The organism is Pseudomonas sp. UBA6699, from assembly GCF_002454615.1.
GTDB classification, from domain to species: Bacteria; Pseudomonadota; Gammaproteobacteria; order Pseudomonadales; family Pseudomonadaceae; genus Aquipseudomonas; species Aquipseudomonas juntendi.
Genome location: NZ_DKJF01000022.1, coordinates 17,242 through 43,306 on the forward strand (window position 1 = coordinate 17,242; position 26,065 = coordinate 43,306).

General features: G+C 62.9%; 25 protein-coding genes and 1 tRNA gene. 6 read left to right on the forward strand and 20 right to left on the reverse strand.

What is annotated here, in order from left to right; all coding sequences use genetic code 11:
- Nucleotides 1-4 precede the first annotated feature (4 nt).
- Both B3361_RS04395 and B3361_RS04400 read left to right on the forward strand, forming a co-directional pair.
- The gene (locus B3361_RS04395; protein WP_009685049.1) at nt 5-1,060 is read left to right on the forward strand and encodes an HlyD family secretion protein; all 1,056 of its coding nucleotides are present in this window, start codon (nt 5-7) and stop codon (nt 1,058-1,060) included.
- 49 nt (nt 1,061-1,109) lie between these two features.
- Nucleotides 1,110-2,600 (forward strand): MDR family MFS transporter, encoded by a 1,491-nt coding sequence (locus B3361_RS04400; RefSeq protein WP_172828417.1) that lies wholly within the window; start codon nt 1,110-1,112, stop codon nt 2,598-2,600.
- A 37-nt stretch (nt 2,601-2,637) separates the two neighbouring features.
- Here B3361_RS04400 and uvrB read toward each other — a convergent pair whose 3' ends face one another.
- The gene (gene uvrB, locus B3361_RS04405) at nt 2,638-4,653 is read right to left on the reverse strand and encodes an excinuclease ABC subunit UvrB (protein ID WP_009685051.1); all 2,016 of its coding nucleotides are present in this window, start codon (nt 4,651-4,653) and stop codon (nt 2,638-2,640) included.
- A 287-nt stretch (nt 4,654-4,940) separates the two neighbouring features.
- Between uvrB and B3361_RS04410 the strand changes: the two genes are divergently transcribed.
- A complete protein-coding gene (locus B3361_RS04410; RefSeq protein ID WP_029887102.1) occupies nt 4,941-6,137 on the forward strand; it encodes an amino acid aminotransferase in 1,197 nt (398 codons plus the stop codon).
- A 62-nt stretch (nt 6,138-6,199) separates the two neighbouring features.
- Nucleotides 6,200-6,275: transfer RNA gene (locus B3361_RS04415), tRNA-Asn, on the forward strand.
- Nucleotides 6,276-6,357: 82 nt separating this feature from the next.
- On the opposite strand, the gene B3361_RS04420 is transcribed toward B3361_RS04415, so the two are convergent.
- The 16 genes from B3361_RS04420 to B3361_RS04495 all read right to left on the reverse strand — a co-directional run bounded on the left by B3361_RS04420 (nt 6,358) and on the right by B3361_RS04495 (nt 19,660).
- Nucleotides 6,358-6,918 (reverse strand): DUF1285 domain-containing protein, encoded by a 561-nt coding sequence (locus B3361_RS04420; RefSeq protein ID WP_009685053.1) that lies wholly within the window; start codon nt 6,916-6,918, stop codon nt 6,358-6,360.
- 10 nt (nt 6,919-6,928) lie between these two features.
- The gene (locus B3361_RS04425) at nt 6,929-7,534 is read right to left on the reverse strand and encodes a DUF4823 domain-containing protein (protein ID WP_009685054.1); all 606 of its coding nucleotides are present in this window, start codon (nt 7,532-7,534) and stop codon (nt 6,929-6,931) included.
- A 66-nt stretch (nt 7,535-7,600) separates the two neighbouring features.
- Nucleotides 7,601-8,569 (reverse strand): GTP 3',8-cyclase MoaA, encoded by a 969-nt coding sequence (locus B3361_RS04430; protein ID WP_054905796.1) that lies wholly within the window; start codon nt 8,567-8,569, stop codon nt 7,601-7,603.
- A gap of 93 nt (nt 8,570-8,662) precedes the next feature.
- Nucleotides 8,663-9,298, reverse strand: coding sequence for a TetR/AcrR family transcriptional regulator (locus B3361_RS04435; protein ID WP_009685056.1), 636 nt, complete (start codon nt 9,296-9,298; stop codon nt 8,663-8,665).
- A gap of 455 nt (nt 9,299-9,753) precedes the next feature.
- Nucleotides 9,754-10,536, reverse strand: coding sequence for a TatD family hydrolase (locus tag B3361_RS04440; RefSeq protein ID WP_009685057.1), 783 nt, complete (start codon nt 10,534-10,536; stop codon nt 9,754-9,756).
- A gap of 30 nt (nt 10,537-10,566) precedes the next feature.
- The gene (locus B3361_RS04445) at nt 10,567-11,553 is read right to left on the reverse strand and encodes a DNA polymerase III subunit delta' (RefSeq protein ID WP_054905795.1); all 987 of its coding nucleotides are present in this window, start codon (nt 11,551-11,553) and stop codon (nt 10,567-10,569) included.
- Nucleotides 11,546-12,178: a dTMP kinase gene (gene tmk / locus B3361_RS04450; protein WP_054905794.1), complete on the reverse strand. Its 633-nt coding sequence runs from the start codon at nt 12,176-12,178 to the stop codon at nt 11,546-11,548. Before tmk ends, B3361_RS04445 begins: the two co-directional genes overlap by 8 nt.
- A 9-nt stretch (nt 12,179-12,187) precedes the next feature.
- Nucleotides 12,188-13,372, reverse strand: a complete 1,185-nt coding sequence (mltG, locus tag B3361_RS04455; protein WP_054905793.1) for an endolytic transglycosylase MltG — start codon at nt 13,370-13,372, stop codon at nt 12,188-12,190.
- A gap of 4 nt (nt 13,373-13,376) precedes the next feature.
- Nucleotides 13,377-14,192, reverse strand: a complete 816-nt coding sequence (gene pabC, locus B3361_RS04460) for an aminodeoxychorismate lyase (protein ID WP_054905792.1) — start codon at nt 14,190-14,192, stop codon at nt 13,377-13,379.
- Nucleotides 14,192-15,436, reverse strand: a complete 1,245-nt coding sequence (gene fabF / locus B3361_RS04465; RefSeq protein WP_054905791.1) for a beta-ketoacyl-ACP synthase II — start codon at nt 15,434-15,436, stop codon at nt 14,192-14,194. Before fabF ends, pabC begins: the two co-directional genes overlap by 1 nt.
- Before the next feature lie 187 nt (nt 15,437-15,623).
- Nucleotides 15,624-15,860, reverse strand: coding sequence for an acyl carrier protein (gene acpP / locus B3361_RS04470; protein ID WP_054905790.1), 237 nt, complete (start codon nt 15,858-15,860; stop codon nt 15,624-15,626).
- Nucleotides 15,861-16,062: 202 nt separating this feature from the next.
- Nucleotides 16,063-16,803: a 3-oxoacyl-ACP reductase FabG gene (gene fabG, locus B3361_RS04475; RefSeq protein WP_009685066.1), complete on the reverse strand. Its 741-nt coding sequence runs from the start codon at nt 16,801-16,803 to the stop codon at nt 16,063-16,065.
- Between the two features lie 15 nt (nt 16,804-16,818).
- Nucleotides 16,819-17,757 carry an ACP S-malonyltransferase gene (gene fabD / locus B3361_RS04480; protein ID WP_082414728.1) on the reverse strand — a complete coding sequence of 313 codons (939 nt, stop codon included), beginning with the start codon at nt 17,755-17,757 and terminating at the stop codon, nt 16,819-16,821.
- A gap of 165 nt (nt 17,758-17,922) precedes the next feature.
- Nucleotides 17,923-18,933, reverse strand: coding sequence for a phosphate acyltransferase PlsX (plsX, locus tag B3361_RS04485; RefSeq protein ID WP_082414727.1), 1,011 nt, complete (start codon nt 18,931-18,933; stop codon nt 17,923-17,925).
- Nucleotides 18,934-18,936: 3 nt separating this feature from the next.
- Entirely contained in the window at nt 18,937-19,119 is a 183-nt protein-coding gene (gene rpmF / locus B3361_RS04490) for a 50S ribosomal protein L32 (protein WP_029887079.1), read from the reverse strand.
- Between the two features lie 13 nt (nt 19,120-19,132).
- Nucleotides 19,133-19,660 carry a YceD family protein gene (locus B3361_RS04495; RefSeq protein WP_080709253.1) on the reverse strand — a complete coding sequence of 176 codons (528 nt, stop codon included), beginning with the start codon at nt 19,658-19,660 and terminating at the stop codon, nt 19,133-19,135.
- Nucleotides 19,661-19,756: 96 nt separating this feature from the next.
- Here B3361_RS04495 and B3361_RS04500 point away from each other — a divergent pair, with 96 nt between their 5' ends.
- On the forward strand, nt 19,757-20,335 hold the full coding sequence (locus B3361_RS04500; protein WP_054905787.1) for a Maf family protein: 579 nt from the start codon (nt 19,757-19,759) through the stop codon (nt 20,333-20,335).
- 123 nt (nt 20,336-20,458) lie between these two features.
- Here B3361_RS04500 and B3361_RS04505 read toward each other — a convergent pair whose 3' ends face one another.
- The 3 genes from B3361_RS04505 to rluC are packed head-to-tail and all read right to left on the reverse strand — an operon-like array spanning nt 20,459 to nt 23,089.
- A complete protein-coding gene (locus B3361_RS04505; RefSeq protein WP_009685073.1) occupies nt 20,459-21,448 on the reverse strand; it encodes a S49 family peptidase in 990 nt (329 codons plus the stop codon).
- Nucleotides 21,449-21,454: 6 nt separating this feature from the next.
- Entirely contained in the window at nt 21,455-22,129 is a 675-nt protein-coding gene (locus tag B3361_RS04510; protein WP_054905786.1) for an HAD family hydrolase, read from the reverse strand.
- A gap of 3 nt (nt 22,130-22,132) precedes the next feature.
- A complete protein-coding gene (gene rluC, locus B3361_RS04515) occupies nt 22,133-23,089 on the reverse strand; it encodes a 23S rRNA pseudouridine(955/2504/2580) synthase RluC (RefSeq protein ID WP_054905797.1) in 957 nt (318 codons plus the stop codon).
- Nucleotides 23,090-23,890: 801 nt separating this feature from the next.
- Between rluC and rne the strand changes: the two genes are divergently transcribed.
- The coding region (gene rne, locus B3361_RS04520; protein WP_286920121.1) for a ribonuclease E at nt 23,891-26,065 on the forward strand (2,175 nt) is incomplete at its 3' end.

Genomic DNA, 26,065 nt, shown 5'->3' on the forward strand with positions numbered 1-26,065 from the left:
CCCCATGCCTGCCCAACTCAAACGCCGCCTGGCGATATTCTTCACCCTGGTGGCCATCATTGCTTTGGCTTTCCTGGCCCATTGGTATTTCAAGGGGCGCTTCTACGAAAGCACCGACAACGCCTACGTACAGGGCGAGATCACCCGTGTCTCCAGCCAGTTGGGCGCGCGCATCGACAGCGTGCCGGTCGAAGACAACCAGCATGTCAACCAGGGCGACCTGCTGGTGCGCCTGGAGGCGGCCGATTTCGAGCTGGCCCTTGAGCGCGCCCGTGCGGCACTGGCCACCCGCGAAGCCGAGTACGCCCAGGCGCAAAGCCGCCTTACCCAGCAAAGCAGCCTGATTGCCGCCGGCCAGGCCCAGGTGGCCGCCAACCAGGCCACGTTCGACCGCTCGCGGCTGGACCTGAGCCGCGCCGAGAAGCTGCGCAAGCCAGGGTTTGTGTCGGAAGAACGGGTCACCACCCTGTCGGCCGACAGCCATGTTGCCGGGTCGCAAGTGGACAAGGCCCGTGCCGACCTGCAAAGCCAGCGCCAGCAGGTCAGCGCACTGAATGCCGAGCTCAAGCGCCTCGATGCGCAGATCGCCAATGCCCGCGCCGACCTGGCCCAGGCCGAGTTGAACCTCACCCGCTGCGAGATCCGCGCGCCCATCAGCGGCACCATCGGCCAGCGCAGTGCCCGTAATGGCCAGGTGGTGCAGGCCGGGGCTTACTTGCTGTCGATCGTGCCTGACGAAGACATCTGGGTGCAGGCCAACTTCAAGGAAACCCAGATCGGCCATATGCAGCCAGGCCAGCGCGCCGAACTGCTGTTCGACAGCTACCCCGATACGCCGATCGAAGGCCGGGTCGACAGCCTGTTCGCAGCCTCGGGTGCGCAATTCAGCCTGCTGCCACCGGACAACGCCACTGGCAACTTCACCAAGGTGGTCCAGCGCATCCCGGTAAAACTCACCTTCCGCGCCGACAACCCTCTGCACGGGCGTATTCGCCCGGGCATGTCGGTCACTGCCACCGTGGACCTGCGCAACGAAGACGAAGGCCACGATGGCCGCTGAACAACTGCTGCGCCCAACGGGGGAACCCAGCCGCCGCGACTGGATCGCCGTGATGAGCGTGATGCTCGGCGCCTTCATGGCGGTGCTGGACATCCAGATCACCAACTCTTCGCTCAAGGACATCCAGGGCGCGCTGTCGGCCACCCTGGAAGAAGGCTCGTGGATTTCCACCTCGTACCTGGTCGCGGAAATCATCATGATCCCGCTGACGGCCTGGCTGGTGCAGCTGCTGTCGGCGCGGCGCCTGGCGGTGTGGGTTTCGGCCGGGTTCCTGCTGTCTTCGTTGCTGTGCTCGATGGCCTGGAACCTGGAAAGCATGATCCTGTTCCGCGCCCTGCAAGGCTTTACCGGAGGCGCGCTGATCCCGCTGGCATTCACCCTGACCTTGACCAAACTGCCGGAGCACCACCGTGCCAAGGGCATGGCCATGTTCGCCATGACCGCCACCTTCGCGCCGTCGATCGGCCCCACCCTGGGCGGCTGGCTGACCGAGAACTGGGGCTGGGAATACATCTTCTACATCAACATCCCGCCGGGCCTGGTGATGATCGCTGGCCTGCTGTACGGGCTGGAGAAAAAGGAGGCGCACTGGGACCTGCTGAAAAGCACCGACTATGCCGGCATCCTCACACTCGGCCTGGGCCTGGGCTGCCTGCAGGTATTTCTCGAAGAAGGCCACCGCAAGGACTGGCTGGAATCGCACTTGATCGTGGCCCTGGGCAGCGTCGCCCTGGTCAGCCTCATCACCTTCGTCATCCTGCAGTTTTCCAGGCCGCACCCACTGATCAACCTGCGCATACTCGGCAACCGTAACTTCGGCCTGTCGAGCATCGCTAGCCTGGGCATGGGCGTGGGGTTGTACGGCTCGATCTACCTGCTGCCGCTGTACCTGACCCAGGTGCAGGGCTACAACGCCCTGCAGATTGGCGAAGTGATCATGTGGATGGGCATTCCGCAGCTGTTCCTGATTCCGCTGGTGCCGCAGCTGATGAAGGTGGTATCGCCCAAGGTGCTGTGTGCGCTGGGCTTCTGCCTGTTCGGCGCTGCCAGTTTCGGCTCGGGGGTACTGAACCCTGACTTTGCCGGGCCGCAGTTCAATCATGTGCAGATCATTCGCGCACTGGGCCAGCCGATGATCATGGTCACCATCTCGCTGATCGCCACCGCCTATATTCAGCCGCAGGACGCAGGGTCTGCGTCGAGCCTGTTCAATATCCTGCGCAACCTCGGCGGCGCCATTGGCATTGCCTTGCTGGCAACACTGCTGGACGCCCGCACCAAGGTGTATTTCGATTACCTGCGTGAGGCCGTGGTGCCCACCAACCCCCAAGTGGCCGAGCGCCTGGCGCAACTGACGGAGCGCCTGGGGAGTGACAACGCGGCGCTGGGCAAGCTGAGCGAGATCACCCACCAGCAGGCGCTGATCATGGCTTACAACGACGCTTTCCACTTCGTCGGGATTGGTTTGGCGGTAAGCATGGTGGCGGTGCTGCTGACGCGCAAATTGCCCCAGGGCTTGAAAGCTGGCGAGGCCCATTGAGCGTGTTACGATGCACCCACAGGGCCGGCGCCAGCCTTCAGCTGGTGATTAACCGCTCGCGCAGCTTGGTGATCTCGTCACGCAACTGCGCCGCGGCTTCGAACTCCAGGTCGCGGGCGAACTGCATCATTTTCTCCTCCAACTGCTTGATACGCTTGGTGATCTCCCCAGGCGTGCGCAGTTCGGCCTCGTAACGGGCGCTTTCCTCCGCGGCCTTGGCCATGCCCTTGCGCTTCTTGCTGCGCGCACCCGGTACGGTGGCGCCCTCCATGATGTCGGTAATGTCCTTGATCACGCCCTTGGGCACGATGCCGTTGGCTTCGTTGAAGGCGATCTGCTTCTCGCGGCGGCGCTCGGTTTCATCGATCGCCCGCTGCATCGAGCCGGTGATGTTGTCGGCGTACAGGATGGCCCGGCCATTGAGGTTACGCGCCGCACGGCCAATGGTCTGGATCAGAGACCGCTCCGAGCGCAGGAAACCTTCCTTGTCAGCATCGAGGATCGCCACCAGGGACACCTCGGGCATGTCCAGGCCCTCACGCAGCAGGTTGATCCCCACCAGCACGTCAAAGGTACCCAGGCGCAAGTCACGGATGATCTCCACCCGCTCCACCGTGTCGATGTCCGAGTGCAGGTAGCGCACCCGCACATCGTGATCGGCCAGGTAGTCGCTGAGGTCTTCTGCCATGCGCTTGGTCAAGGTGGTGGCCAGCACCCTTTCGCCGGCAGCCACCCGCTTGCGGATCTCCGACAGCAGGTCGTCGACCTGGGTCAGTGCCGGGCGAATTTCGACCTGCGGGTCGACCAGCCCGGTGGGGCGCACCACCTGCTCCACCACCCGCCCGGCATGCTCGGCCTCGTAAGGCCCCGGAGTGGCGGAAACGAAGATGGTCTGTGGGCTGACACTCTCCCATTCATCGAAGCGCATGGGCCGGTTGTCCAGTGCCGACGGCAGGCGGAAGCCATACTCGACCAGGGTTTCCTTGCGCGAACGGTCGCCTTTGTACATGGCCCCCACCTGCGGCACGCTGACGTGGGATTCGTCGATCACCAGCAGCGCATCGGGCGGCAGGTAGTCGTACAGCGTTGGCGGCGGTGCACCCGCCGGGCGGCCAGACAAGTAACGCGAGTAGTTTTCGATGCCATTGCAGTAGCCCAGCTCCAGGATCATCTCCAGGTCGAACCGGGTGCGCTGCTCCAGGCGCTGGGCTTCAACCAGCTTGTTGGCCTTGTGCAGGTACTCCAGGCGGTCCTTGAGCTCTGCCTTGATGCCCTCCACGGCGTCCAGCAGGGTTTCCCGCGGGGTGACGTAGTGGCTTTTGGGGTAGAAGGTGAACCGCGGCAGCTTGCGGAAGACCTCGCCGGTCAGCGGGTCGAACGCCGCGATGTTCTCCACCTCGTCGTCGAACAGCTCGACGCGGATGGCCTCCAGGTCCGATTCTGCGGGGAAAATGTCGATCACATCCCCCCTTACACGGAAGGTGGCGCGGGCAAAGTCCATCTCGTTGCGGGTGTACTGCAGGTCGGCCAGGCGGCGCAGCAGCGCGCGCTGGTCGAGCTTGTCGCCGCGGTCCACGTGCAGGACCATTTTCAGGTAGGTCTCGGGGCTGCCCAGGCCGTAGATGCACGACACGGTGGTGACGATGATCGCATCGCGGCGCTCCAGCAGCGCCTTGGTCGCCGAGAGGCGCATCTGCTCGATATGGTCGTTGATCGATGCATCCTTCTCGATGAAGGTGTCCGACGACGGTACATAGGCTTCCGGCTGGTAATAGTCGTAGTAGGAGACGAAGTACTCCACCGCGTTATTGGGGAAAAACGCCTTGAACTCACCGTACAGCTGCGCGGCCAGGGTCTTGTTCGGCGCCAGCACCAGGGTCGGGCGCTGAACCTGCTGGATCACGTTGGCAATGCTGAACGTCTTGCCCGAACCCGTCACCCCCAGCAGCGTCTGGTGCGACAGCCCGGCCTCGATGCCCTCGACCATCTGGCGGATCGCCTCGGGCTGGTCGCCGGCGGGCTGGAAACGGGTAACGAGCTGGAACTCGGACATGACGGACCTCGCGGTGCTGCAGCAACTGTAAATTTAGCCAGTAGTCTATACCCAAATGCGCCGGCACGGGGCGGCTTTCAAGGCACAGCCACAACCAGGTATTACGGTTGACCGGGCAATCAGACCGATGGTCAAAAAATATTTGCGCAAATACCCGGAAAAGCCGCGCCAGAGTGTCGCGGTCACCGGTCGGTATCACTATACTGACTCCCCGTTTGTGCACCGCTTCAGTGCATTCGGCTGGAGCGTGTACGCCCTATCACTCTCCAATCAGAGCCGAAGTAACAATGAGCCTGTTTTCCGCTGTCGAGCTGGCACCCCGCGACCCTATCCTGGGCCTCAACGAAGCATTCAATGCCGACCCACGTACCGACAAGGTCAACCTGGGTGTTGGCGTGTACTGCAATGAGGAAGGCCGCATTCCGCTGCTGCGCGCCGTGATCGAAGCCGAGACCCAGCGTGCAGCCCAGCATGCCTCGCGCGGCTACCTGCCGATCGATGGTATCGCCACCTACGACCAGGCCGTGCAAAAGCTGCTGTTCGGTGCCGAATCGCCACTGCTGGCCGCCGGCCGCGTGGTCACCGTGCAGGCCGTCGGTGGTACTGGCGCACTGAAAATCGGTGCCGACTTCCTCAAGCGGATTTCGCCAAACGCCGTGGTGGCCATCAGCGACCCGAGCTGGGAAAACCACCGCGCCCTGTTCGAGTCGGCCGGTTTCCCGGTGCAGACCTACCGCTACTACGACGCCCCGAGCAACGACGTCAACCGCGCCGGCATGCTCGAAGACCTCAACGCCCTGCCCTCCGGCTCGATCGTGGTGCTGCACGCCTGCTGCCACAACCCGACGGGCGTCGACCTGAGCCTGGACGACTGGAAAAACGTGCTGGAAGTGGTCAAGGCCAAAGGCCACGTGCCGTTCCTCGACATGGCCTACCAAGGCTTTGGCGACGGTATTGCCGAAGACGCCTTCGCGGTCCGCCTGTTCGCCGAGTCGGGCCTGGAGTTCTTCGTATCCAGCTCATTCTCCAAGTCGTTCTCGCTGTACGGCGAGCGCGTGGGTGCGCTGTCGGTGGTTACCGCCTCCAAAGACGAAAGCACCCGCGTGCTGTCGCAGGTCAAGCGCGTGATCCGCACCACCTATTCCAACCCGCCCACCCACGGCGCAACCATCGTCGCTACCGTGTTGAACAGCGCCGAGCTGCGCCAGATGTGGGAAACCGAACTGGCCGAAATGCGCGAACGCATCCACGGCATGCGCAAGCAGATGGTCGCGCTGTTGGCCGAATACGGTGCCAATCGCGATTTCAGCTTCGTCGGTCGCCAGGTCGGCATGTTCTCCTACTCGGGCCTGAGCGTAGAGCAGGTGGCCCGGTTGAAGAACGACTTTGGCATCTACGCGCTGGACACTGGCCGCATCGCTGTGGCTGCGCTGAACCAGAGCAACATCCATGTCGTCACCAAGGCGATCGTGCAAGTGTTGTAACTGCTTGATTTGGCAGGGGGTGGCTTGACTTCCCCCTGGCGATCGGTATGATGTGCGCAGATTCCGCGATAGCTCAGTCGGTAGAGCAAATGACTGTTAATCATTGGGTCCCTGGTTCGAGTCCAGGTCGCGGAGCCAAACATTGGAAAAGCCCCCGGCTGTCAAAGCAGCCGGGGGCTTTTTCGTTTGCTGCGAAGCCGGCGACGCACGCACAATGCAATCAGCTGCTGCGCCCAATCGGGTAGAACTCGCCACCGCTCCAAACGCCCAGCCATTGCTCACCGTCGATCTCGCGCGGCACCGCCAACTCCACCATCTGGTAGAACACATTGCGGTGTATCAATGCCTCGAGGTTGCTGCGCATCAGCACGTACGGCGACGGCGCTTGCGTCACCGGATCGGTGACTACCCGTAGCGGATTGGCCGGGCCGGCCTCGACCTGATCCTCGACATTGCTGGTAAAGCGCAGCACCTGCTGCTCGCCCTGTCCTTGCACCTCCAGCGCCACTGCCACGAACGGCGCATCGTCTACCTGGATGCCCACCTTTTCCACCGGGGTAATCAGGAAGTAATCGTCACCATCGCGGCGCAGAATGGTCGAGAACAGCCGCACCATCGGTTTGCGGCCGATGGGCGTGCCCAGGTAATACCAGGTGCCATCGCGGGCGATACGCATGTCGATGTCACCGCAGAAATCGGGGTTCCACAGGTGGACCGGTGGCAGGCCCTTGGCCTTGGGGATCTGCGCCAGCAGGTCGTTGGCCTTACCGGTGTCGCTCATCACACTCGCCTCACTCACTCATGCCCAGAAGGCTACGAGCGTACTCGCGCATCGGTGCGGCAAGCAAATCCTCGGGGGTTTTATCGTGGAACGTCAACAAACCGCCACGGCTCTTGATGCGAGCGGTATCGATCAGGTAGCGGGTATTGGTTTCGATCAGCATCATCTGCACCACACCGCTGTCCCAGCCCAGGCGGTCGACGGCTTGCTCGTCGTACCACTCGTCACCATTGCCGATGCGGTCGTCGGTGCGGGCAAAGCGGGTATACAGCACATAGTCGGCACCGACCGAACGGGCCTGCGCAATGGCCTCTTCCAGGCCCAGCGGGCCTTGGGCGCGGCGCACCAGCGGGAAATACTCGACGAAACTCTTGAACGCCTGCTCGGCCACTGCATTCTGCCGGGGTACCGGGCCCTTGCCAGGCGGCACGAATGCGCCCTGCCCTATGAAGATGAACGAGTCGGGCTGCAGGCGAATCGACAGCGTGCGCCGGGTTTCGCTATGGTCCAGCAGCCCTGCGTCGCTCATGTGATAACGGACGCCCTCGCCCATATCGCTGACATTCATGCAACCGCCCAACGCCATCAGCGCCAGCAGCAAGACCAGGCTACGCATCTTTCCTCCAGTGACCGGCGACGAAAAACCGGCGAATAGCCGGCGGATGCAGCTTTTGCGCCAGCTTCAGCCGCCGATTACCTTCATCACCGTCACGCCGCCGGAAAACGCCAATGCCTGTTTGTCTGCCAGCGCCTTGACCAGTAACCGCTGCAGCGCCGGCAAGGCTTGGTGACGTGGTTTCTCCAGAAGGTCGCCAACGAAATGACGACTACCCGACGACAGGCAGCCATGCAGCCAACCTGTGGACGACAGCCGTAGCCGCGAGCACGTCCGGCAGAACGGCACGCTCTCATTGGCGATCACGCCGAAGTGCCCCTTGCCGGGGATCTGATAGCGCATGGCGGTGGCGTCCACCGGCGCAGCGACACGGGCGAAGGCGTGCTGACCGCCGATCAGCGTGAGCAGGTCATCGAGGCTGACAAATTGCCGCAGGAAAGCAGAGTGATCACGCGCCAGATGGCCCATGCGCATCAGTTCGATGAAACGCAACTCAAAGCCGCGCGCCATGCAGTAATCCAGTAACGGCAGCACCTGGTCGAGGTTCTGCCCGCGCATCGGCACCATGTTCACTTTGATCTGCATGCCCATGGCGCGGGCCCGCTCCATCGCCGCCAGCACCGTGGCCAGGTCGCCGCCGCGGGCGATCTGGCGAAACGCCAACGGGTCCAGGGTGTCGAGCGAAACGTTCAGCCGGCGAATTCCGGCTGCCTGCAATTGCGGCAACTTACGGCCCAGCAGCTGACCATTGGTGGTCAGCGAAATATCCTCGAGGCCGAGTTTGGCCACCGCGGCGAGAAAGGCATCCAGGCGCGGACTGACCAGCGGTTCCCCACCGGTGATACGCAAGCGCTCGATGCCGGCTGCTTCAATCAGGTAGGCCACGCCACGCGCCAGTGCGTCTGCCGAAAGCTCGTCCTGCGCCGCCACCAGGCGCTTGCCGTCGGGCACGCAATAGGTACAGGCGTAATTGCAGGCAGCCGTCAGGCTGACACGCAGGTTGCGAAACCGCCTGCCTTGACGATCGACGATCATGGATGACTCCGGCATGGGTAAAAGGGGCCGGCAAAAGCTGACTCATAAATCAGGTTTTTGCAAGCCCTGTACGCATAGCCGGTGGGGCGTAGCTCAGTGGGACGGTTCCGGGTCGCGCTTGCGCTTGTTGCCCATGCGCACGCCAATGTCCATCAGGAACTGGAAGAAGCCTTCCTGATCTTCCAGCACATTACTCCAGAACGGTGAGTGGTACAGCGCAACGGCGCCATGCACCAGTGCCCAGGCGGCGCAGTAATGGAAGTAAGGAGGCACGTCTTCGAGCTTGCCTTCGCTGATGCGGCCCTTGATCAGCTGGGTGAGGCGGTCGAAGTTGGAAGCGCGGATGCTGTGCAACTGTTCGACCATTTCCGGCACCTGGTTGCCCTTGACCACCTTTTCTTCCAGGCGGTCGAACAGCCGGTAACGCTGAGGGTCACGCATGCGGAATTCGAAATAGGCACGCGACAGGGCCTCTTTGTCACGGTCGACGTCGGCCGAGTGCAGCAACCCGTTCAGGTCGCGCTCGTAGTCGAGCATCAGGCGCAGGTAGATCTCGGCCTTGGACTTGAAGTGCTTGTAGATCGTGCCTTTGCCGATGCCCACGGCGTCGGCGATCATCTCGACGGTGACGCTGTCTTCACCTTGCTCGAGAAACAGCTTGAGCGCGGTATCGAGGATTTCCTGTTCGCGACGGCGAAACTCACGGACCTTACGAGGTTCTTTCTGCATGGGAAGGACTGGATGACAATCGAAGCGGTTTATTATGCCTAACTTGCGGGAAATTGCACGGATCTTCCGAGCATGGCTGTGTTTCAGGATGCTCTCGACCATACGATGCGGGAGGAACCAGACGCGGCCGTATTCCAAATCTGTTTAAAAAACGACCAATAGCCACTGGCAGGCCGCCAAACCTGGCCAATACTAGAAGTGTTGGCGCGGCGCATCCCCCCTAGCGGCGCGCCGATAAAGGTGCTCAGGGACCGCGTACCTTTGTTTTACTCCTAATGGTCTTAACCCGGATTCCTCCCCCAGAACCCGGGTTTTTTTTGTGTGTTTGCGGGGGATATGCGTTGGAGGTGGGGTTTTGGGGATGGTATGAGGGGCGAAGGTGTTCGAGCCCACAGGCGCTGAATTTATTGTGGCAGGCACCTCATGGCCCTCACACAACCTTCAACTCCAATGAATCAACCCACCCGCGCCAACGGAAACAACCGCTTGAAGTTAGCCGTTGTCTGCTCAGCCAATTGCCCATAACTGGCCCCGCGCAGCGAAGCCACATACTCCGCCACTTCCCGCACATATTGCGGCAAGTTCGGCTTGCCGCGATACGGAATCGGCGCCAGGTACGGCGAATCGGTTTCCACCAACAAGCGGTCGACCGGCACTTGCCGCGCCACTTCCCGCAGGGCATCGGCATTGCGGAAGGTAACGATGCCAGACAGCGATATGTAATAGCCCAGGTCCAGCGCCGCCTTGGCCATGTCCCAGTCTTCGGTAAAGCAGTGCAGCACGCCAGCCTGCGGCAGATTGGCCTCGCGCAGCAGTGCCAGGGTATCGGCTCGCGCCGCCCGGGTATGCACGATCACTGGCTTGCCGGTCTGCCGCGAAGCCTCCAGGTGCAGGCGGAACGAGGCCTGCTGCAATTCAGCGGCTTCAGGCTCGTAGTGGTAATCCAGCCCGGTTTCGCCAATGGCCACCACATGCGGGTGGGCTAGTTCGCGCAGTAGCCATTCCAGCGCCGGGGTTTCGCCCGGCGCCAGGTCCAGCGGGTGTACACCGACCGAGCAGTCGACATCCGCGTACTGCTCGCTCAACGCCTTTACCGCGCCGGCGTTTTCGGCACTGACGCCGATGCACAGGAAATGCCCCACCCCGCGATCACGCGCCGCCTGCAGCGCAGCATCGAGCGAGCCCTGATGGGCACTGAGGTCAAGACGGTCAAGGTGGCAATGGGAGTCTACGAGCATGGGATAGCGGCACACATGGAAAATGGGAAATCAGCGGACGCCCGGCAGTTGCAGCCAATGGGCCAGCAGCGATTCGAGCAACAGGGTTTGATTGAGATTGGCCTTACCCAGCACCTTCTGGCGCTGTTCGAGGATCCACGCCTGCACCTCCAGCACCTTGGCCTGGCGGCTTTTCTGCGCCAGGTACTGCACCACCTTGCGCATATCGGCCAAGCCTAACCCCTCCTCGTCCTGGGTCAACTGGTAGCGCAGAATGAGGTGCGCCCAATCGCAGAACCAGTCGAATACCCTCAACATCGGCACAGCCTTCCAGGCTTCAGCCAGCTGGCTGGGCGATTGCTGTTGCTTGAACAACTTCTTCACCCCGTCAGTAACCAGCGCACGCTGCTCGCGCACACCCTGCGCCTGCAGGCTGATCGCCATCAGCGGCGAGCCGGCGGCCAAACTCAGCAATTCGTCGCGCTCGGCCTCGTCCATATCAGGCAACGCCGCGGCCAGCCAGGCCTGGCTCTGAGCCAGGATTGGCTGGGGGCAGGCTACCTGCTGACAACGGCTCTTGATGGTCGGCAGCAGCCGGCTGGGCTGGTGCGTGACCAGCAGCAACACGGTGTCGCCGGAGGGCTCCTCAAGGCTTTTCAACAGTGCGTTGGCAGCATTGACGTTCATGGCTTCGACCGGCTCGATCAACACCACCTTGCGGCCACCCAACTGCGCCGTCTGCACCACGAAGGCCACCAGCTCACGGACCTGGTCGACCTTGATCGGCTTATCGGCCTCTTCGGGCTCAAGGATGTAGTTGTCAGGGTGGCTACCGGCCTTCAGCAGCAGGCAGGACTTGCAGGTGCCGCAGGCATCAAGGCCTTGCGGCTGCTGGCACAACAGGCGGGCCATCAGACGCTCGGCCATGGCCCGCTTGCCAATGCCCTGCGGCCCGTGCAGCAGGTAGGCATGGGCATGCTGACTGCGCCCGGCCAATTGCTGCCAGAGCGCCTGCTGCCATGGGTAGGCCTCAGCCACGGCAACGCTCCACGATGGCCGGCAACAGCGCATCGATAGCACGCTGCACGGCGGCGAGCGGCTGTGCGGCATCCAGCAGGCTGTAACGCTGCGGTTCGCGCTGGGCGCGCTGCAGGTAGGCCTGGCGCACAGCCTGGAAAAACGCCTGGCCTTCCTGCTCGAAGCGGTCGAGGCGGCCGCGCGCAGCGGCACGGGCCAAACCGACTTCGACCGGCAGGTCGAACACCAGGGTCAGCTGCGGGCGAAGGTCGCCCTGGACGAATTGCTCCAGGGTGGCGATACGCTCGACCGACAGGGCGCGCCCGCCGCCCTGGTAGGCATATGTGGCATCGGTAAACCGGTCGCACAACACCACAGCGCCACGGGCCAGCGCCGGGCGGATCACCTGGGCCAGGTGCTGGGCGCGGGCAGCGAACACCAGCAGCAGTTCGGTGTCGGCGGCCATGGGTTCATCGCTGGGGGCCAGTAGCAGCTCACGCACCTTCTCGGCCAGCGGCGTGCCACCAGGCTCACGGGTCAGCACCACATCCAGGCCGTGCTCGCGCAAGCGCGCCGCCAGGTAGTCGCGGTTGGTGCTTTTGCCCGCGCCTTCGGGGCCTTCCAAAGTAATAAACAAGCCGCTCACAGGCAGTCCTTAATGTTGTTCGTCAGGCGTTGCCGGCTCGGCCGCCTGGGCATCACCGGCGGGAGCGGCCGGCGCCGGCTGCGCAGCCGGCTCATCGGGAACCGACTGCTCTTCGCCGGCGGCTGGCGCAGCGTCATCGGCGCCCGGCTTTGCCGGCTGCTGCGGCGCGGGGCTGGAGCGATAGTCTGCCCGCCGCTTGAGCTGAAACTCGCGCACCGCCGAGTTGTGATCGTTGAGGTCGTCGGAGAACACATGGCTGCCGTCGCCACGGGCGACGAAGTACAGGCTGGTGCCATCGGCCGGGTTAAGCGCCGCGTGAATCGCCTCGCGGCCGACCATGGCAATCGGCGTGGGCGGCAGGCCAGTGATGGTGTAGGTATTGTAGGGCGTAGGCTCACGCAGGTCGGCACGGGTGATCTTGCCGTTATAGCGTTCACCCATCCCGTAGATAACCGTCGGATCGGTCTGCAGCATCATGCCCAGGCGCAAACGCCGCACGAACACCCCGGCGATCTGCCCGCGCTCTTGGGGGATGCCGGTTTCCTTCTCCACCAGCGAAGCCATGATCAGCGCCTGGTAGGGATCGCGGTACGGCAGGTCGGTGGCGCGCTCGGCCCATTCCTTGGCCAGCACCTCTTCCAGACGCATGTAGGCCTGCTGCAGCAATTCGACGTCGCTCATGCCGCGCACGAAGCGGTAGGTATCGGGGAAGAACCTGCCCTCAGGGAACACACCGGTATGGCCGAGTTTGTCCATGACCTCGGCGTCCGACAGGCCATCCAGGGTGTGCTTGAGCTTTTCATGCTTGGCCACGGCCGCGCGCAGCTGGCGGAAGGTCCAGCCCTCGACCAGGGTCAGGTTGTATTGAACTACGTCGCCCCGGCGCCAGGCGTCGAACAGCTGCTCGACGGTCATGCCAGGGGTGAGGCGATATTCGCCGGTGTGCAACGGGGTACCGGCCATGTTGAAGCGCCAGTACAGGCGCAACCAGACGGCGTCGTCGAGCAGCCCTTCGGTTTGCATGCGGTAGAACATGCGGTTGGGCGTGGTGCCATTGGGCACGTCGAGCAGGCGTTCCTGCGTGACGTGCAGTGGCTGCTCCAGGACCGAGTTGATTTTCCAGGCCGACCAGCCTAGCGCCAGACCGGCGAGGATCAGACCCATTTCCAGCAGCAGCAGGAATTTACGTCTCACGAATTCAGGTTTCCAGTAACGTACGGGCAACGGCCTGCAGTTTTCGGGTAAGCGGGCCCGGCGACCAGTTTAACGCGGCAAGCCCGCGCACGGGCCACACGCCATAGACGCTGTTGCAAACAAATACTTCATCGGCCTGCTCCAGCGCACCAAACGGCAGGTCGCAGACGTTGGCCGTAATACCCTGCAAGCGCGCCTGTTCGAGCAAGGCACCGCGCATGACCCCGGCCACGCCACAACGGCTGAGGTCGGCAGTAAAAAGCACGCCGTCGCGCACCAGGAACAGATTGCTGTATACCCCTTCGATCACCCGGCCTTGCCCGTCACACATCAGGCCCTCGGCATGGTCACTGTCCTGCCATTCGGCACGGGCCAGCACCTGCTCCAGGCGGTTGAGGTGTTTGAGCCCGGCCAGCAACGGTTGTTCCCCAAGCCGTGTCTGGCAGGGGAACAAGCGTACGCCCTGCTCGGCATGGGCAACAGGATAGCTGGGTAATGGGCCGCCCTGCAGGATACGCCGGGGCACGGCATCGGCAACCGGCGCGTAACCACGCTGGCTGTCGCCACGGGTGAGGATGAGTTTGGCTACCCCGTCGCCGAGCTGGCTGGCGTAGCGCAGCAATTCCTCACGCACCTGCGCCAGGTCGGCGCCAATCGCCAGCCGCTGGCAACCCAGCGCCAGGCGAGCGAGATGGCCATCCAGGAGGCTGGGCCGGCCATGCCGAACGGCGATGGTTTCGAAAAGACCATCGCCGTAAGCCAGCCCGCGGTTCTGCAGATTGAGCGCAGTCGCAGGCTGGCCGTCGATCCAGCTGAGCATCAACCGGCGAACCGGCGGAACACCAGCGAGCCGTTGGTGCCACCAAAGCCGAACGAGTTGGACAACACCACATCGATCGGCATGCTGCGCGCCTGGTGCGGCACGAAGTCCAGGTCGCAACCCTCGTCCGGTTCGTCCAGGTTGATGGTCGGCGGCGCCATCTGGCTGTTGATCGCCAGCACACTGAAGATCGCCTCTACCGCGCCGGCTGCCCCCAGCAGGTGGCCGGTCATCGACTTGGTCGAGCTGACTGCCAGCTTGTAGGCGTGGTTGCCGAATACGCGCTTGATCGCCGCCACCTCGGCAATATCGCCCGCGGGGGTCGAAGTGCCATGGGCGTTGATGTAGCTCACGTGCTCCGGCTGGATGCCAGCATCGCGCAGGGCGTTGGCCATGCAGCGCGCAGCGCCTTCACCGGAGTCTGGTGGCGAGGTCATGTGGTAGGCGTCGCCGCTCATGCCAAAACCGATCAACTCGGCATAGATGGTCGCCCCACGGGCCTGGGCATGCTCCAGTTCTTCGAGCACCAAGGCACCGGCACCGTCGGACAGCACGAAACCGTCGCGACCTTTGTCCCATGGGCGGCTGGCGCGGGCAGGCTCGTCGTTGCGGGTGGACAGCGCGCGCGAAGCACCGAAGCCACCCATGCCCAGCCCGCAAGCGGCCATTTCGGCGCCGCCGGCAATCATTACGTCGGCTTCACCGTAGGCGATATTGCGCGCGGCCATGCCGATGCAATGGGTGCCGGTGGTGCAGGCCGTGGCAATGGCGTAGTTGGGGCCCTGCAGGCCCAGGTGGATCGACAGGAAACCCGAGATCATGTTGATGATCGAGCCCGGCACGAAGAATGGCGAAATGCGACGCGGCCCCGAGTCATGCAGGATGCGGCTGGTTTCTTCGATGTTGGTCAGGCCACCGATCCCCGACCCCATGGCCACGCCGATGCGCTCGCGGTTGGCGTCGGTGACTTCCAGGCCGGCATTACGCACCGCCTGGAACCCGGCCGCCAGGCCGTACTGGATGAACAGGTCGAGTTTGCGGGCCTCTTTGGCCGACAGGTACTGCTCCACCTCGAAGCCTTTCACCGAGCCGCCAAAACGGGTGGAGTAGGCAGACAGGTCCGTGTGTTCGATCGGACCGATGCCACTGCGGCCAGCCAGAATGCCCTGCCAGGTGCTCGGTACATCGGTACCCAGTGGCGACAGCATACCCATACCGGTGACCACGACGCGTCTACGCGACACAGTACTCTCCTTTTCTAATAACAGAGTCTCTTGGCATTGCATTCAAGCGCTGGAATGAAATGGCAACAGGCTCTTGGTGCGCGGTGAACGAGGCGGCCTGGACAATACGCGGCGCTCGCAAAGAAAAAACCGCACGCCAGCGAAGGCAGTGCGGTTTTCCCCGACAAGTAGCGTCGACGGTAACGTCTTAAGCCTGGTGGTTCTTGACGTAGTCGATAGCAGCTTGAACGGTAGTGATCTTCTCGGCTTCTTCGTCAGGGATTTCGGTCTCGAATTCCTCTTCCAGAGCCATCACCAGTTCAACGGTGTCAAGCGAATCGGCACCCAGGTCATCGACGAAGGACTTCTCAACAGTCACTTCTTCTGCCTTGACGCCCAGTTGCTCGGCGACGATATTCTTGACGCGTTCTTCGATGGTGCTCATACCTAGTTTTCACTCCTAATGGATATATGCAGGCAGCTGGCCGGTGGCTAATTTTATAGAAAGACGTTCGCTTTTCAAGCTGAACCTGCCTTCAGGCTAGTCACCGCACCCGCTGTCTGGAATCTGATTGCAGCTTTATAACGGATTTTAGGCTCGCAGTATGACTCTTTTTTTACGAAATCCGTCACATTGAGTTGCAGGGTTACATGTACATCCCGCCGTTGACCGGCACGGTTGCACCGGTTACATAGGCTGCACCGTCCGAAGCCAGGAACGAAACCACCTTGGCAATTTCGTCGGCCTGCCCCAGGCGGCCCAGTGGAATCTGGGTTTGCAGGGCTTCGCGCTGCGCTTCAGGCAGTTCGCGGGTCATGTCGGTATCGATGAAACCAGGGGTCACCGAGTTGACGGTAATGCCACGCGAACCGACTTCACGCGCCAGGGCGCGGCTGAAGCCTTCCAGCCCGGCCTTGGCAGCCGCATAGTTGGCCTGGCCAGCGTTACCCATGGCACCGACGACCGAGCCGATGCTGATGATACGACCCCAACGGGCCTTGGTCATGCCACGCAGCACGCCCTTGGACAGACGGTAGAGGCTGTTCAGGTTGGTGTCGATCACGTCGAACCATTCGTCGTCTTTCATGCGCAGCATGAGGTTGTCCCGGGTGATGCCGGCGTTGTTGACCAGAATGGCCGGGGCGCCGAACTGCTCGCCAATGGCAGCCAGTACCGCGTCAACCGACTCGGCGCTGGTCACGTTCAGTTCCATGCCGGTGCCGGTGATACCGTGCTCTTTCAGGGTGGCGGCGATACGCTCGGCGCCGGAGGCCGAAGTGGCGGTACCAATCACGGTTGCGCCCTGGCGGCCCAGTTCCAGGGCGATGGCCTGGCCAATGCCACGGCTGGCGCCAGTGACCAGTGCAACTTTACCTTGCAGGCTCATGCAAGCTTCTCCAAATCAGGCCAGTGCCGCGCGGGTGGCGGCAACGGCGTCAGGGGTATTGAGGTTGTAAGTGGTCACGCCATCGGCGCAACGCTTGTTCAGGCCAGCCAGGACTTTGCCCGGGCCGCACTCGACCAGATTGACTGCACCATTGGCGGCCAGGGCCTGCACGCACTCAACCCAGCGTACCGGCTGGTACAGCTGCGCCAGCAGGTCCTGCTTGAGGGCATCGAGGTCGGCCGCGATGGCGGCGGTGACGTTCTGCACCACCGGAATCTGCGGGGCCTTCCACTCGATGGCGTTGACCGCATCGGCAAAGCGCTCGGCAGCTGGCTTCATCAGGGCGCAGTGCGAAGGCACGCTGACGGCCAGCGGCAGGGCGCGCTTGGCGCCTTTGGCCTTGCACAGCTCCATGGCGCGGTCGACCGCCGCCTTGTTGCCGGCGATGACCACCTGCCCTGGCGAGTTGAAGTTGACGGCACTGACCACTTCATCTTCAGCCGCTTCGGCGCACAGCTCCACGACCACAGCGTCGTCCAGGCCGAGGATGGCGGCCATGGCCCCGTGCCCGGCAGGTACCGCTTCCTGCATCAGCTGGCCACGGCGCTCGACCAGGCGCACAGCGTCTTTCAGGCTGATGCTGCCGGCAGCGACCAGGGCGCTGTATTCACCCAGGCTATGACCGGACACGAAAGCTGGCGTGGCACCGCCCTCTTCCAGCCACAGACGCCACAGCGCGATGGACGCGGCGAGGATCGCCGGCTGCGTCTTGTCAGTCTGGTTGAGTTGCTCTTCCGGACCTTCCTGAACCAGCTTCCACAGGTCGTAACCGAGAGCTTCAGAAGCTTCCTTGAAGGTTTCGATGATCACTGGCTTCTCGGCGCCGAGCTCGGCGAGCATGCCCAGCGACTGGGAACCTTGACCGGGAAAGACGAATGCGAGAGATGCAGACATTGAACAAGCCCTTATGATCTTGTCGTCGGATAGGGTACGCCAGGCCTTGGGCCAGGCGCGGAATCTGAAAGCTTGGATGAAGACGCAGACCAAGCGGTCACATTTAAGCACTTCATCGGGGATATGCCTAAGGTCTTTGTTTGCCTGCCCGGGCCCCGTCGCAGGCTAAAGCAGCAGGTCCTCCAAACGCCCGTGCAAACGCTGCGGCAGATTCTCCTGAATCTCGATCAACGCCCGCTGGATGGCACTCTGGAACCCCTGAACGCCCGCAGAGCCATGGCTCTTGATGACGATACCCTGCAAACCCAGGAAACTCGCGCCATTGTGCCGCGCCGGCGCCAGGTCGGCCTGCAGGCGCTTGAGCAGGGGCATGGCCACGGCTCCAGCGGCCCGCGCCAGCAACCCGCCCTTGAACAATTGCTCGATCCGCGCACCGATCATGGTGGCCAGGCCCTCGCTGGATTTGAGCAGGATATTGCCAACGAAGCCGTCGCACACCACCACATCCGCCTCGCCACGGTAGAGCCCGTCACCTTCGACAAAGCCCACATAGTTGAGCCCGCGGGCATTGTGCAACAGGCTTGCCGCCAACTTGACCTGCTGGTTGCCCTTGATGTCCTCGGTACCGATGTTCAGCAACGCCACCCGCGGGCGGTGAACACCCAGGGCCTGGGCGGCCACCGACCCCATCACGGCGAACTGGTACAGGTTTTCGGCACTGCAATCGACATTGGCGCCCAGGTCGAGCAACTGGCAGTAACCGGCCTGGGTCGGGATCGCCGCCACCATGGCCGGGCGGTCGATACCCGGCAGGGTCTTGAGCACGAAGCGTGACAATGCCATCAGCGCGCCAGTGTTGCCGGCACTGACGCAGGCCTGGGCCTTGCCATCACGCACCAGTTCCAGGGCGATGCGCATGGACGAGCCCGGCTTGCCACGCAGCACCTGGGATGGCCGCTCGTCCATGCCGACCACTTCACTGGCGGCGACGATTTGCAGGCGCGCGCGATCCGCAGCCGCAAGGCCGCTGACAAGATCTTCCAGGAGGGAGGGTTGACCGACGAGGGTCAGGTGCAACGAGGGGGTAGCGGAAAGGCAGGCAATGCTAGCCTGAACAATGCTGCGGGGACCGAAGTCCCCGCCCATTGCGTCGATCGCGATGACCTGAGCGGACAAGGATTACTCGTCAGCGCCCTTGTCGACCACTTTGCGACCACGGTATACGCCTTCTGGCGAAACGTGGTGGCGCAGGTGGACTTCACCGGTGGACTTGTCTACCGACAGCGCGTTTTCCGACAGGGCGTCGTGCGAACGGCGCATGTCACGGGCAGAGCGGGATTTTTTGTTCTGCTGAACAGCCATAATTGATTAACTCCTAAACGTTTGGGTCACGCTTTAACTGCGCCAAAACACTGAACGGGTTGGACCGCGATACCTCGTCCTTGCTCGATTCGGGCTCGTCTGCGCCCGCCGGCTGCTGGCATTCTTCCGGATGATGAGCAGGCACGATTGGCAGGGCGAGCAGAAGCTCCTCCTCGATCAATGCCTGCAGATCCAAAGGATCTTCGCCCAGTTCCAGCACGTCATAGCCTTTCGGCAACGACTGGGTATTCGCACCCTCCTTCACCACAGCGTAAGTGCATTCGCTATGGATCGGCAGGGTGACCAGCTCAAGACAACGCTGGCAAACCATTTTGACTTCGACGTCCAGCTCGCTGTGGATAACCACCACGTGCTGTTCATCTCGTTCAAAATCGAACTTCGCCTGCACCGTACCGACATTGTCGGAAAGCGGGTCGCAGAGTCTTTCCAAATCAGCGAGCGGCAGCGAACCGTTAAGGGTTACGCCACGATCGGCTAATTTGCGCGGGTCAACGTGAGGTGGAATCGGGTCATTCAACATAGGCGCAGCATAATAGGGATGCCCCCCGCCCCTGTCAAAGGAAATTAGGCGGCATCGTGCGTGATAGAATTTGTTCAACTGAATCAGGAGTCTACCATGCTTCCTCTGTTACTGGCTTCCAGCTCTGCCTATCGCCGCGAACTGCTCGCCCGCCTGCAACTGCCTTTCACCTGGGCAAGCCCCGACATAGACGAGCAGCGCCAGGCCGGCGAGCCAGCGCCAGAGCTGGTGCAGCGCCTGGCCAGGCAGAAGGCCGAGGCACTGGCGGGCAACCACCCCGGGCACCTGATCATCGGCTCGGACCAGGTGGCGGTGCTGGGCGAACAGGTGCTGGGCAAGCCGCAGACCTTCGAGCGCGCGTGCGAACAACTGCTGGCGTGCAGCGGGCAGCAGGTGTGCTTCCTGACCGGGCTGGCACTGCTTAACAGCGCCACCGGGCAATGCCAGGTCGATTGCATAGCGTTTACCGTGACCTTGCGCGAACTGAGCCGCGAGCAGGTGGAGCGCTATGTCGCGGCGGAGCAGCCGCTGGACTGCGCTGGCAGCTTCAAGGCGGAGGGGTTGGGGGTGAGTTTGTTTCAGAGCACCCATGGCTGCGACGCCACCAGCCTGATCGGGCTACCGTTGATTCGGCTGGTGGACATGCTGACCAAGGAAGGGGTGGTGATTCCTTGAGGGCCTGGGGCCGCTCTGCGGCCCATCGCCGGCAAGCCGGCTCCCACGGGTACTGCACAAGTTTTGAGAACTGTGGGATGCCTGTGGGAGCCGGCTTGCCGGCGATGGGGCCAGAACAGGCAATCAGCGCAGCTGTGGCCCCTGGAAGCCCATCCACATGGCCAGGTGCTCAGCCACACTGGCCCCGACCCGCTTGGAGAAGCGGTCAAACGGCGATTCCTGCACGGTGAAGTCCACCAACTCCTTCTCACCCACGATCTCACGCGCCACATAACTGGCACTGCCCAGCCCATCCACCAGCCCCAGCGCCTTGGCTTGCTCACCCGACCACACCAGGCCACTGAACAGCTCCGGGTGCTCCTTGTCTTTCAGGCGCTCGCCGCGGCCCTGCTTGACCATGGCGATGAACTGGTTGTGCGTGGTGTCCAGCACCCCTTGCCAGAACCGCGTCTCCTCGGGCTTTTCCGGCGAGAACGGGTCAAGGAACGCCTTGTGCTCACCCGAGGTGTAGGCGCGGCGCTCGACACCCAGCTTTTCCATGGTGCCGACGAAGCCGTAGCCGGCCGCCGTTACCCCGATGGACCCGACCAGGCTGGCCTTGTCGGCGTAGATCTCGTCTGCGGCACTGGCAATGTAGTAGGCACCGGACGCCCCCAGGTCGGCGATTACCGCGTACAGCTTGATGGCCGGGTATTCGGCACGCAGGCGGCGGATTTCGTCGTACACGTAACCGGCCTGCACCGGGCTGCCACCCGGGCTGTTGATGCGCATTACCACAGCTTTGGTCTTGCTGTCTTTGAAGGCCTCACGCAGGCTCTTCACGATATTGTCTGCGCTGGCCGCCTCCTGGTCGGCAATCACGCCACGCACCTCGACCAGTGCGGTATGGCTGGCACCGCGCGAGGCCGCCTTGTCCATATCCATCAGCGGCGAGAACAGCGCCAGGATGCCGAACAGGTAAACGAAGGTCAGCAGCTTGAAAAAAATCCCCCAGCGCCGTGAGCGGCGCTGCTCCTGCACACTGGCCAACAGGGTCTTTTCCAGCAGTTGCCAGCTCTTGCGCTCTTCGCGCTCCCCGGGCTCGGCCTCGGGGGCTTTCCATTCGTCTGCCATGCTCACCTACCTTGGAAGTGGAATTGCGGCCCCAGCCAACCACTCGCGCAGCTGGGAAAAATGCTCGATGCACACCTGCGGGCCAAACTCGGCCAGCGCCTGTAACGACATGGCACCATAGCCCACGGCCACCGAATGCATGCCGGCATTGCTGGCCATTTGCAGGTCGAATGCCGAATCTCCGACCATCAGCGCACGCTGCGGTTCTACACCACAATGGCCGAGAATTTCCTCGAGCATCAGCGGGTGTGGCTTGCCACGGGTTTCATCAGCGGCGCGGGTAATGTCGAAAAACGCCTGCCAGCCATTGGCCTTGAGCACCCGATCGAGGCCGCGACGGGCCTTGCCGGTGGCCACCGCCAGGCGGTAACCCTCGGCGCGGAAGGCGTCCAGCGACTCGCTCACACCCTCGAACAGCGGCGAAGGCTGCTGATCCAGGGCGGTGTAGATATCAGCGTAGTGCTGACGGAAGCTTTCGACCTGAACGGGCTCCAGGTGCGGGTACAGGGTATGGATGGCCTCGTCCAGGGCCAGGCCGATGATGCCCTTGATCGCATCATCACTGCGTTGCGCCTCACCGGCACGCACGGCAGCCGCGTTCATGGACTCGACGATGCGCCCGATGGAGTCGGCCAGCGTGCCGTCCCAGTCGAATATCAGCAGTTCATAAGCTTTTTTCATAGGTCACGGCGCACTCAGCCGCTCCACCGTCTTGGCCCAGACATCGTCCACCGGCGCTTCAAGCTTGAGCTCGCCACCGTCCGGCAGCGGCACGGTCAGCGCGTAGGCGTGCAGGAACAGGCGCTTGCCACCCAACTCGCGAATTTCGCGGCTGAAATCTTCGTCGCCGTATTTGTTGTCGCCGGCGATCATGTGCCCGGCATGCAGGGTATGCACGCGAATCTGGTGGGTACGCCCGGTGATTGGCCGCGCCTCGACAATGGTGGCGAAATCGCCGAAGCGACGCAGCACGCGGAACAGGGTCAGCGCCTCCTTGCCCTCATCGTTCACCTCGACCATGCGCTCGCCCGAGCGCAGGTTGCTTTTGAGCAGGGGCGCGTTGACCTGTTTCTTGGCCGTGGGCCAGTGGCCCCGCACCAATGCCATGTAGCGCTTGTCCACGCCATCACCGCGCAGCGCCGCATGCAGGTGGCGCAACATGCTGCGCTTCTTGGCGATCATCAGCAGACCGGAGGTGTCGCGGTCCAGGCGGTGCACCAGCTCCAGCTCCTTGGCGTCAGGGCGCAGCTGGCGCAGCGCCTCGATCACGCCGAAGCTCAGGCCACTACCGCCATGCACGGCGATGCCGGCCGGCTTGTTCATCACGATCAGCGCCTTGTCTTCATAGACGATGGCCGCCTCCAGGCGCTGCAACAGCCCCTGGGCGACCGGTGCCGGCTCGTCGCGCTCCGGCAGGCGGACGGGCGGCACCCGCACGATATCGCCGGCCTGGATCTTGTACTCGGGTTTCACGCGGCCCTTGTTGACCCGCACCTCACCCTTGCGCAGGATGCGGTAGACCAGGGTCTTGGGTACGCCCTTGAGCGCCGTGATGAGGAAATTGTCGATGCGTTGGCCGGCAAGCTCCGGCGCGACTTCGATCAGCTGTACGCCGGAAGTCGGAGGGGTATTGGTCGTCATGGCGGGAATCATAACAATTTTTTATGGAATTGAAGCACTTAATCATTGCTGCTATAGTCGCGAACGCCGCCAAAAGTGGCAGGCCAGCAAAACCAGGCCCAGAGCCGGTTGCTGACCTACGCAATTCTCCAGGACGCGAGGCCGTCCTACGGGGTTTTCGCCAGTTTACCGAATTGCCTGGAATCGCCACCAGCGCTGTGTAGAGAAGACCGAAAAAAAACGACAAGTGTGGTTGTTCACCTGCTTACCCGATTCTTTTCGTTGTAGCTCTGCCCGCCCCCGTCGCTTCCACGCAACGCAAGGCGAATGCTCCGGAAACAACAGCCTTGGACATGTAATGGCGTCAGCTTCCCATTCGAAGCTGGCGAAAAATGCAACCCGTTGCGGATTCAGCGCGCGGCAGCACCCGAATTATCAGGGATACGTGCAGGGTGGAGATGCACAGCCCTCGGACCGTGTAGCACCGCGTCCGGCCAGCAGCCGATTGAAGGCTGGTGAGCGGATAAGGTCCTGAACAGATGCCCCCGGGCGTCCACGGCTGACGGTTGATTCCTCCTCCTGACTGAGTGCACAAGGCCCGCTTGGTTGATTCGGATACCCATTCGAAGCCACCGGGGCCTTGTTGGCACCGCAGCAAACAGGACGCGTCGTCGCGACAACGGCAGGCTGGGCAACCGGCTGGTGCCGAACGTTGCTCGACACGGGGGTGGCCCGGCCACCCTTTGCGCACCTTGGCACCGACCATGAGACGTCGTGTGTGCCGAACGCCGTTTCCGGCAGCCCGGAAACCGACGGTACAACATGAAAAGAATGCTGATTAACGCAACTCAACCCGAAGAGTTGCGTGTAGCCCTGGTGGACGGCCAACGTCTCTACGACCTGGACATTGAGTCCGGCGCGCGTGAGCAGAAAAAGGCCAACATCTACAAAGGCAAGATCACCCGCATCGAACCCAGCCTCGAAGCCGCTTTCGTCGACTTCGGTTCCGAACGTCACGGCTTCCTGCCGCTGAAAGAAATCTCCCGCGAATACTTCAAGAAAACCCCGGAAGGCCGGGTGAACATCAAGGAAGTGCTCAGCGAAGGCCAGGAAGTCATCGTTCAGGTCGAGAAGGAAGAGCGTGGCAACAAAGGTGCCGCCCTCACCACCTTCATCAGCCTGGCCGGCCGCTACCTGGTACTGATGCCCAACAACCCGCGCGCCGGTGGCATCTCGCGCCGCATCGAAGGCGAAGAGCGCAACGAACTGCGCGAAGCCCTGAACGGCCTGACCGTACCGGGCGACATGGGCCTGATCGTGCGCACCGCCGGCCTGGGCCGCAGCAGCGAAGAAATGCAGTGGGACCTGGACTACCTGCTGCAACTGTGGACCGCCATCAAGGAAGCGTCCCTGGACCGCGCCGCGCCGTTCCTGATCTACCAGGAAAGCAACGTCATCATCCGCGCCATCCGCGACTACCTGCGCCAGGACATCGGCGAAGTATTGATCGACAGCATCGACGCCCAGGAAGAAGCCCTGACCTTCATCCGCCAGGTGATGCCGCAGTACGCCAGCAAGGTCAAGCTCTACGAAGACAGCGTGCCGCTGTTCAACCGCTTCCAGATCGAAAGCCAGATCGAAACCGCCTTCCAGCGCGTGGTCGACCTGCCGTCCGGTGGCTCGATCGTGATCGACCCGACCGAAGCCCTGGTGTCCATCGACATCAACTCGGCGCGCGCCACCAAAGGCAGCGACATCGAAGAAACCGCCCTGCAGACCAACCTGGAAGCGGCCGAGGAAATCGCCCGCCAGCTGCGCCTGCGTGACATCGGCGGCCTGATCGTCATCGACTTCATCGACATGACCCCGGCCAAGAACCAGCGCGCCGTCGAAGAGCGCGTGCGTGAGTGCCTGGAAGCCGACCGCGCCCGCGTGCAGGTTGGCCGCATCTCCCGCTTTGGCCTGCTGGAAATGTCCCGTCAGCGCCTGCGCCCATCGCTGGGTGAAAGCAGCGGCATCGTCTGCCCACGTTGCTCCGGCACCGGCATCATCCGTGACGTCGAGTCGCTGTCGCTGGCCATCCTGCGCCTGATCGAAGAAGAAGCCCTGAAAGACCGCACCGCCGAAGTGCGTGCCCAGGTGCCAATCCCGGTAGCAGCGTTCCTGCTCAACGAAAAGCGTAATTCCATCACCAAGATCGAGCTGCGCACCCGTGCGCGCATCATCATCCTGCCGAACGATCACCTGGAAACCCCGCACTTCGAAGTCCAGCGCCTGCGCGACGACAACCCGGAAGTGCTGAACAACCAGTCCAGCTACGAAATCGCCGCCAGCGAAACCGAAGAAGCACCACAACCGACTGCTACCCGTACCCTGGTTCGCCAGGAAGCGGCCGTGAAAACCGCCCCGGCCCGCGCCAATGCACCGGTACCGGCCGCCGCCGAAGTGCAGCAGCCTGCACCGGCCGCCGCCGCGCCGAGCGCGCCGGAGCCAAGCCTGTTCAAGGGCCTGGTCAAGTCGCTGGTCAGCCTGTTCGCCGGCAAGGACGAGCCTGCCGCTGCCCCGGTCGCCCCTGCCGCCGAGAAACCGGCCGCCGAGCGCAGCCCACGCAACGAAGAACGCCGCAACGGCCGTCAGCAAAGCCGCAACCGCAATGGCCGCCGCGACGAAGAGCGCAAACCACGTGAAGAGCGTGCCGAACGCGCACCACGCGAAGAGCGTCAGCCACGCGAGGAACGCGCTGCGCGTGAAGAACGTGCGCCACGTGAAGAGCGCGCACCACGCGAGGAACGCGCCCCACGCCAGCCACGCGAAGACCGCCGTGGCAACCGTGGCGAAGAGCGCGTGCGCGAACTGCGCGAGCCGCTGGATGCCACTCCGCCAGCCGAGCGCGAAGAGCGCCAGCCGCGTGAAGAGCGCGTAGCCCGTGAAGAGCGTGCACCGCGCGAAGAACGCGCCCCGCGTGAAGAGCGTGCTCCGCGCGAAGAACGTGCTCCA

Excerpts from the sequence above, each read along its gene's own strand:
- B3361_RS04395 (WP_009685049.1), top strand. The coding sequence starts at position 5 with ATGCCTGCCCAACTCAAACGCCGCCTGGCGATATTCTTCACCCTGGTG.
- uvrB (WP_009685051.1), bottom strand. The coding sequence starts at position 4,653 with ATGTCCGAGTTCCAGCTCGTTACCCGTTTCCAGCCCGCCGGCGACCAG.
- B3361_RS04410 (WP_029887102.1), top strand. The coding sequence starts at position 4,941 with ATGAGCCTGTTTTCCGCTGTCGAGCTGGCACCCCGCGACCCTATCCTG.
- B3361_RS04420 (WP_009685053.1), bottom strand. The coding sequence starts at position 6,918 with ATGAGCGACACCGGTAAGGCCAACGACCTGCTGGCGCAGATCCCCAAG.
- B3361_RS04425 (WP_009685054.1), bottom strand. The coding sequence starts at position 7,534 with ATGCGTAGCCTGGTCTTGCTGCTGGCGCTGATGGCGTTGGGCGGTTGC.
- B3361_RS04430 (WP_054905796.1), bottom strand. The coding sequence starts at position 8,569 with ATGATCGTCGATCGTCAAGGCAGGCGGTTTCGCAACCTGCGTGTCAGC.
- B3361_RS04435 (WP_009685056.1), bottom strand. The coding sequence starts at position 9,298 with ATGCAGAAAGAACCTCGTAAGGTCCGTGAGTTTCGCCGTCGCGAACAG.
- B3361_RS04440 (WP_009685057.1), bottom strand. The coding sequence starts at position 10,536 with ATGCTCGTAGACTCCCATTGCCACCTTGACCGTCTTGACCTCAGTGCC.
- pabC (WP_054905792.1), bottom strand. The coding sequence starts at position 14,192 with ATGCTCAGCTGGATCGACGGCCAGCCTGCGACTGCGCTCAATCTGCAG.
- acpP (WP_054905790.1), bottom strand. The coding sequence starts at position 15,860 with ATGAGCACCATCGAAGAACGCGTCAAGAATATCGTCGCCGAGCAACTG.
- fabG (WP_009685066.1), bottom strand. The coding sequence starts at position 16,803 with ATGAGCCTGCAAGGTAAAGTTGCACTGGTCACTGGCGCCAGCCGTGGC.
- fabD (WP_082414728.1), bottom strand. The coding sequence starts at position 17,757 with ATGTCTGCATCTCTCGCATTCGTCTTTCCCGGTCAAGGTTCCCAGTCG.
- rpmF (WP_029887079.1), bottom strand. The coding sequence starts at position 19,119 with ATGGCTGTTCAGCAGAACAAAAAATCCCGCTCTGCCCGTGACATGCGC.
- B3361_RS04495 (WP_080709253.1), bottom strand. The coding sequence starts at position 19,660 with ATGTTGAATGACCCGATTCCACCTCACGTTGACCCGCGCAAATTAGCC.
- B3361_RS04500 (WP_054905787.1), top strand. The coding sequence starts at position 19,757 with ATGCTTCCTCTGTTACTGGCTTCCAGCTCTGCCTATCGCCGCGAACTG.
- B3361_RS04505 (WP_009685073.1), bottom strand. The coding sequence starts at position 21,448 with ATGGCAGACGAATGGAAAGCCCCCGAGGCCGAGCCCGGGGAGCGCGAA.
- B3361_RS04510 (WP_054905786.1), bottom strand. The coding sequence starts at position 22,129 with ATGAAAAAAGCTTATGAACTGCTGATATTCGACTGGGACGGCACGCTG.
- rluC (WP_054905797.1), bottom strand. The coding sequence starts at position 23,089 with ATGACGACCAATACCCCTCCGACTTCCGGCGTACAGCTGATCGAAGTC.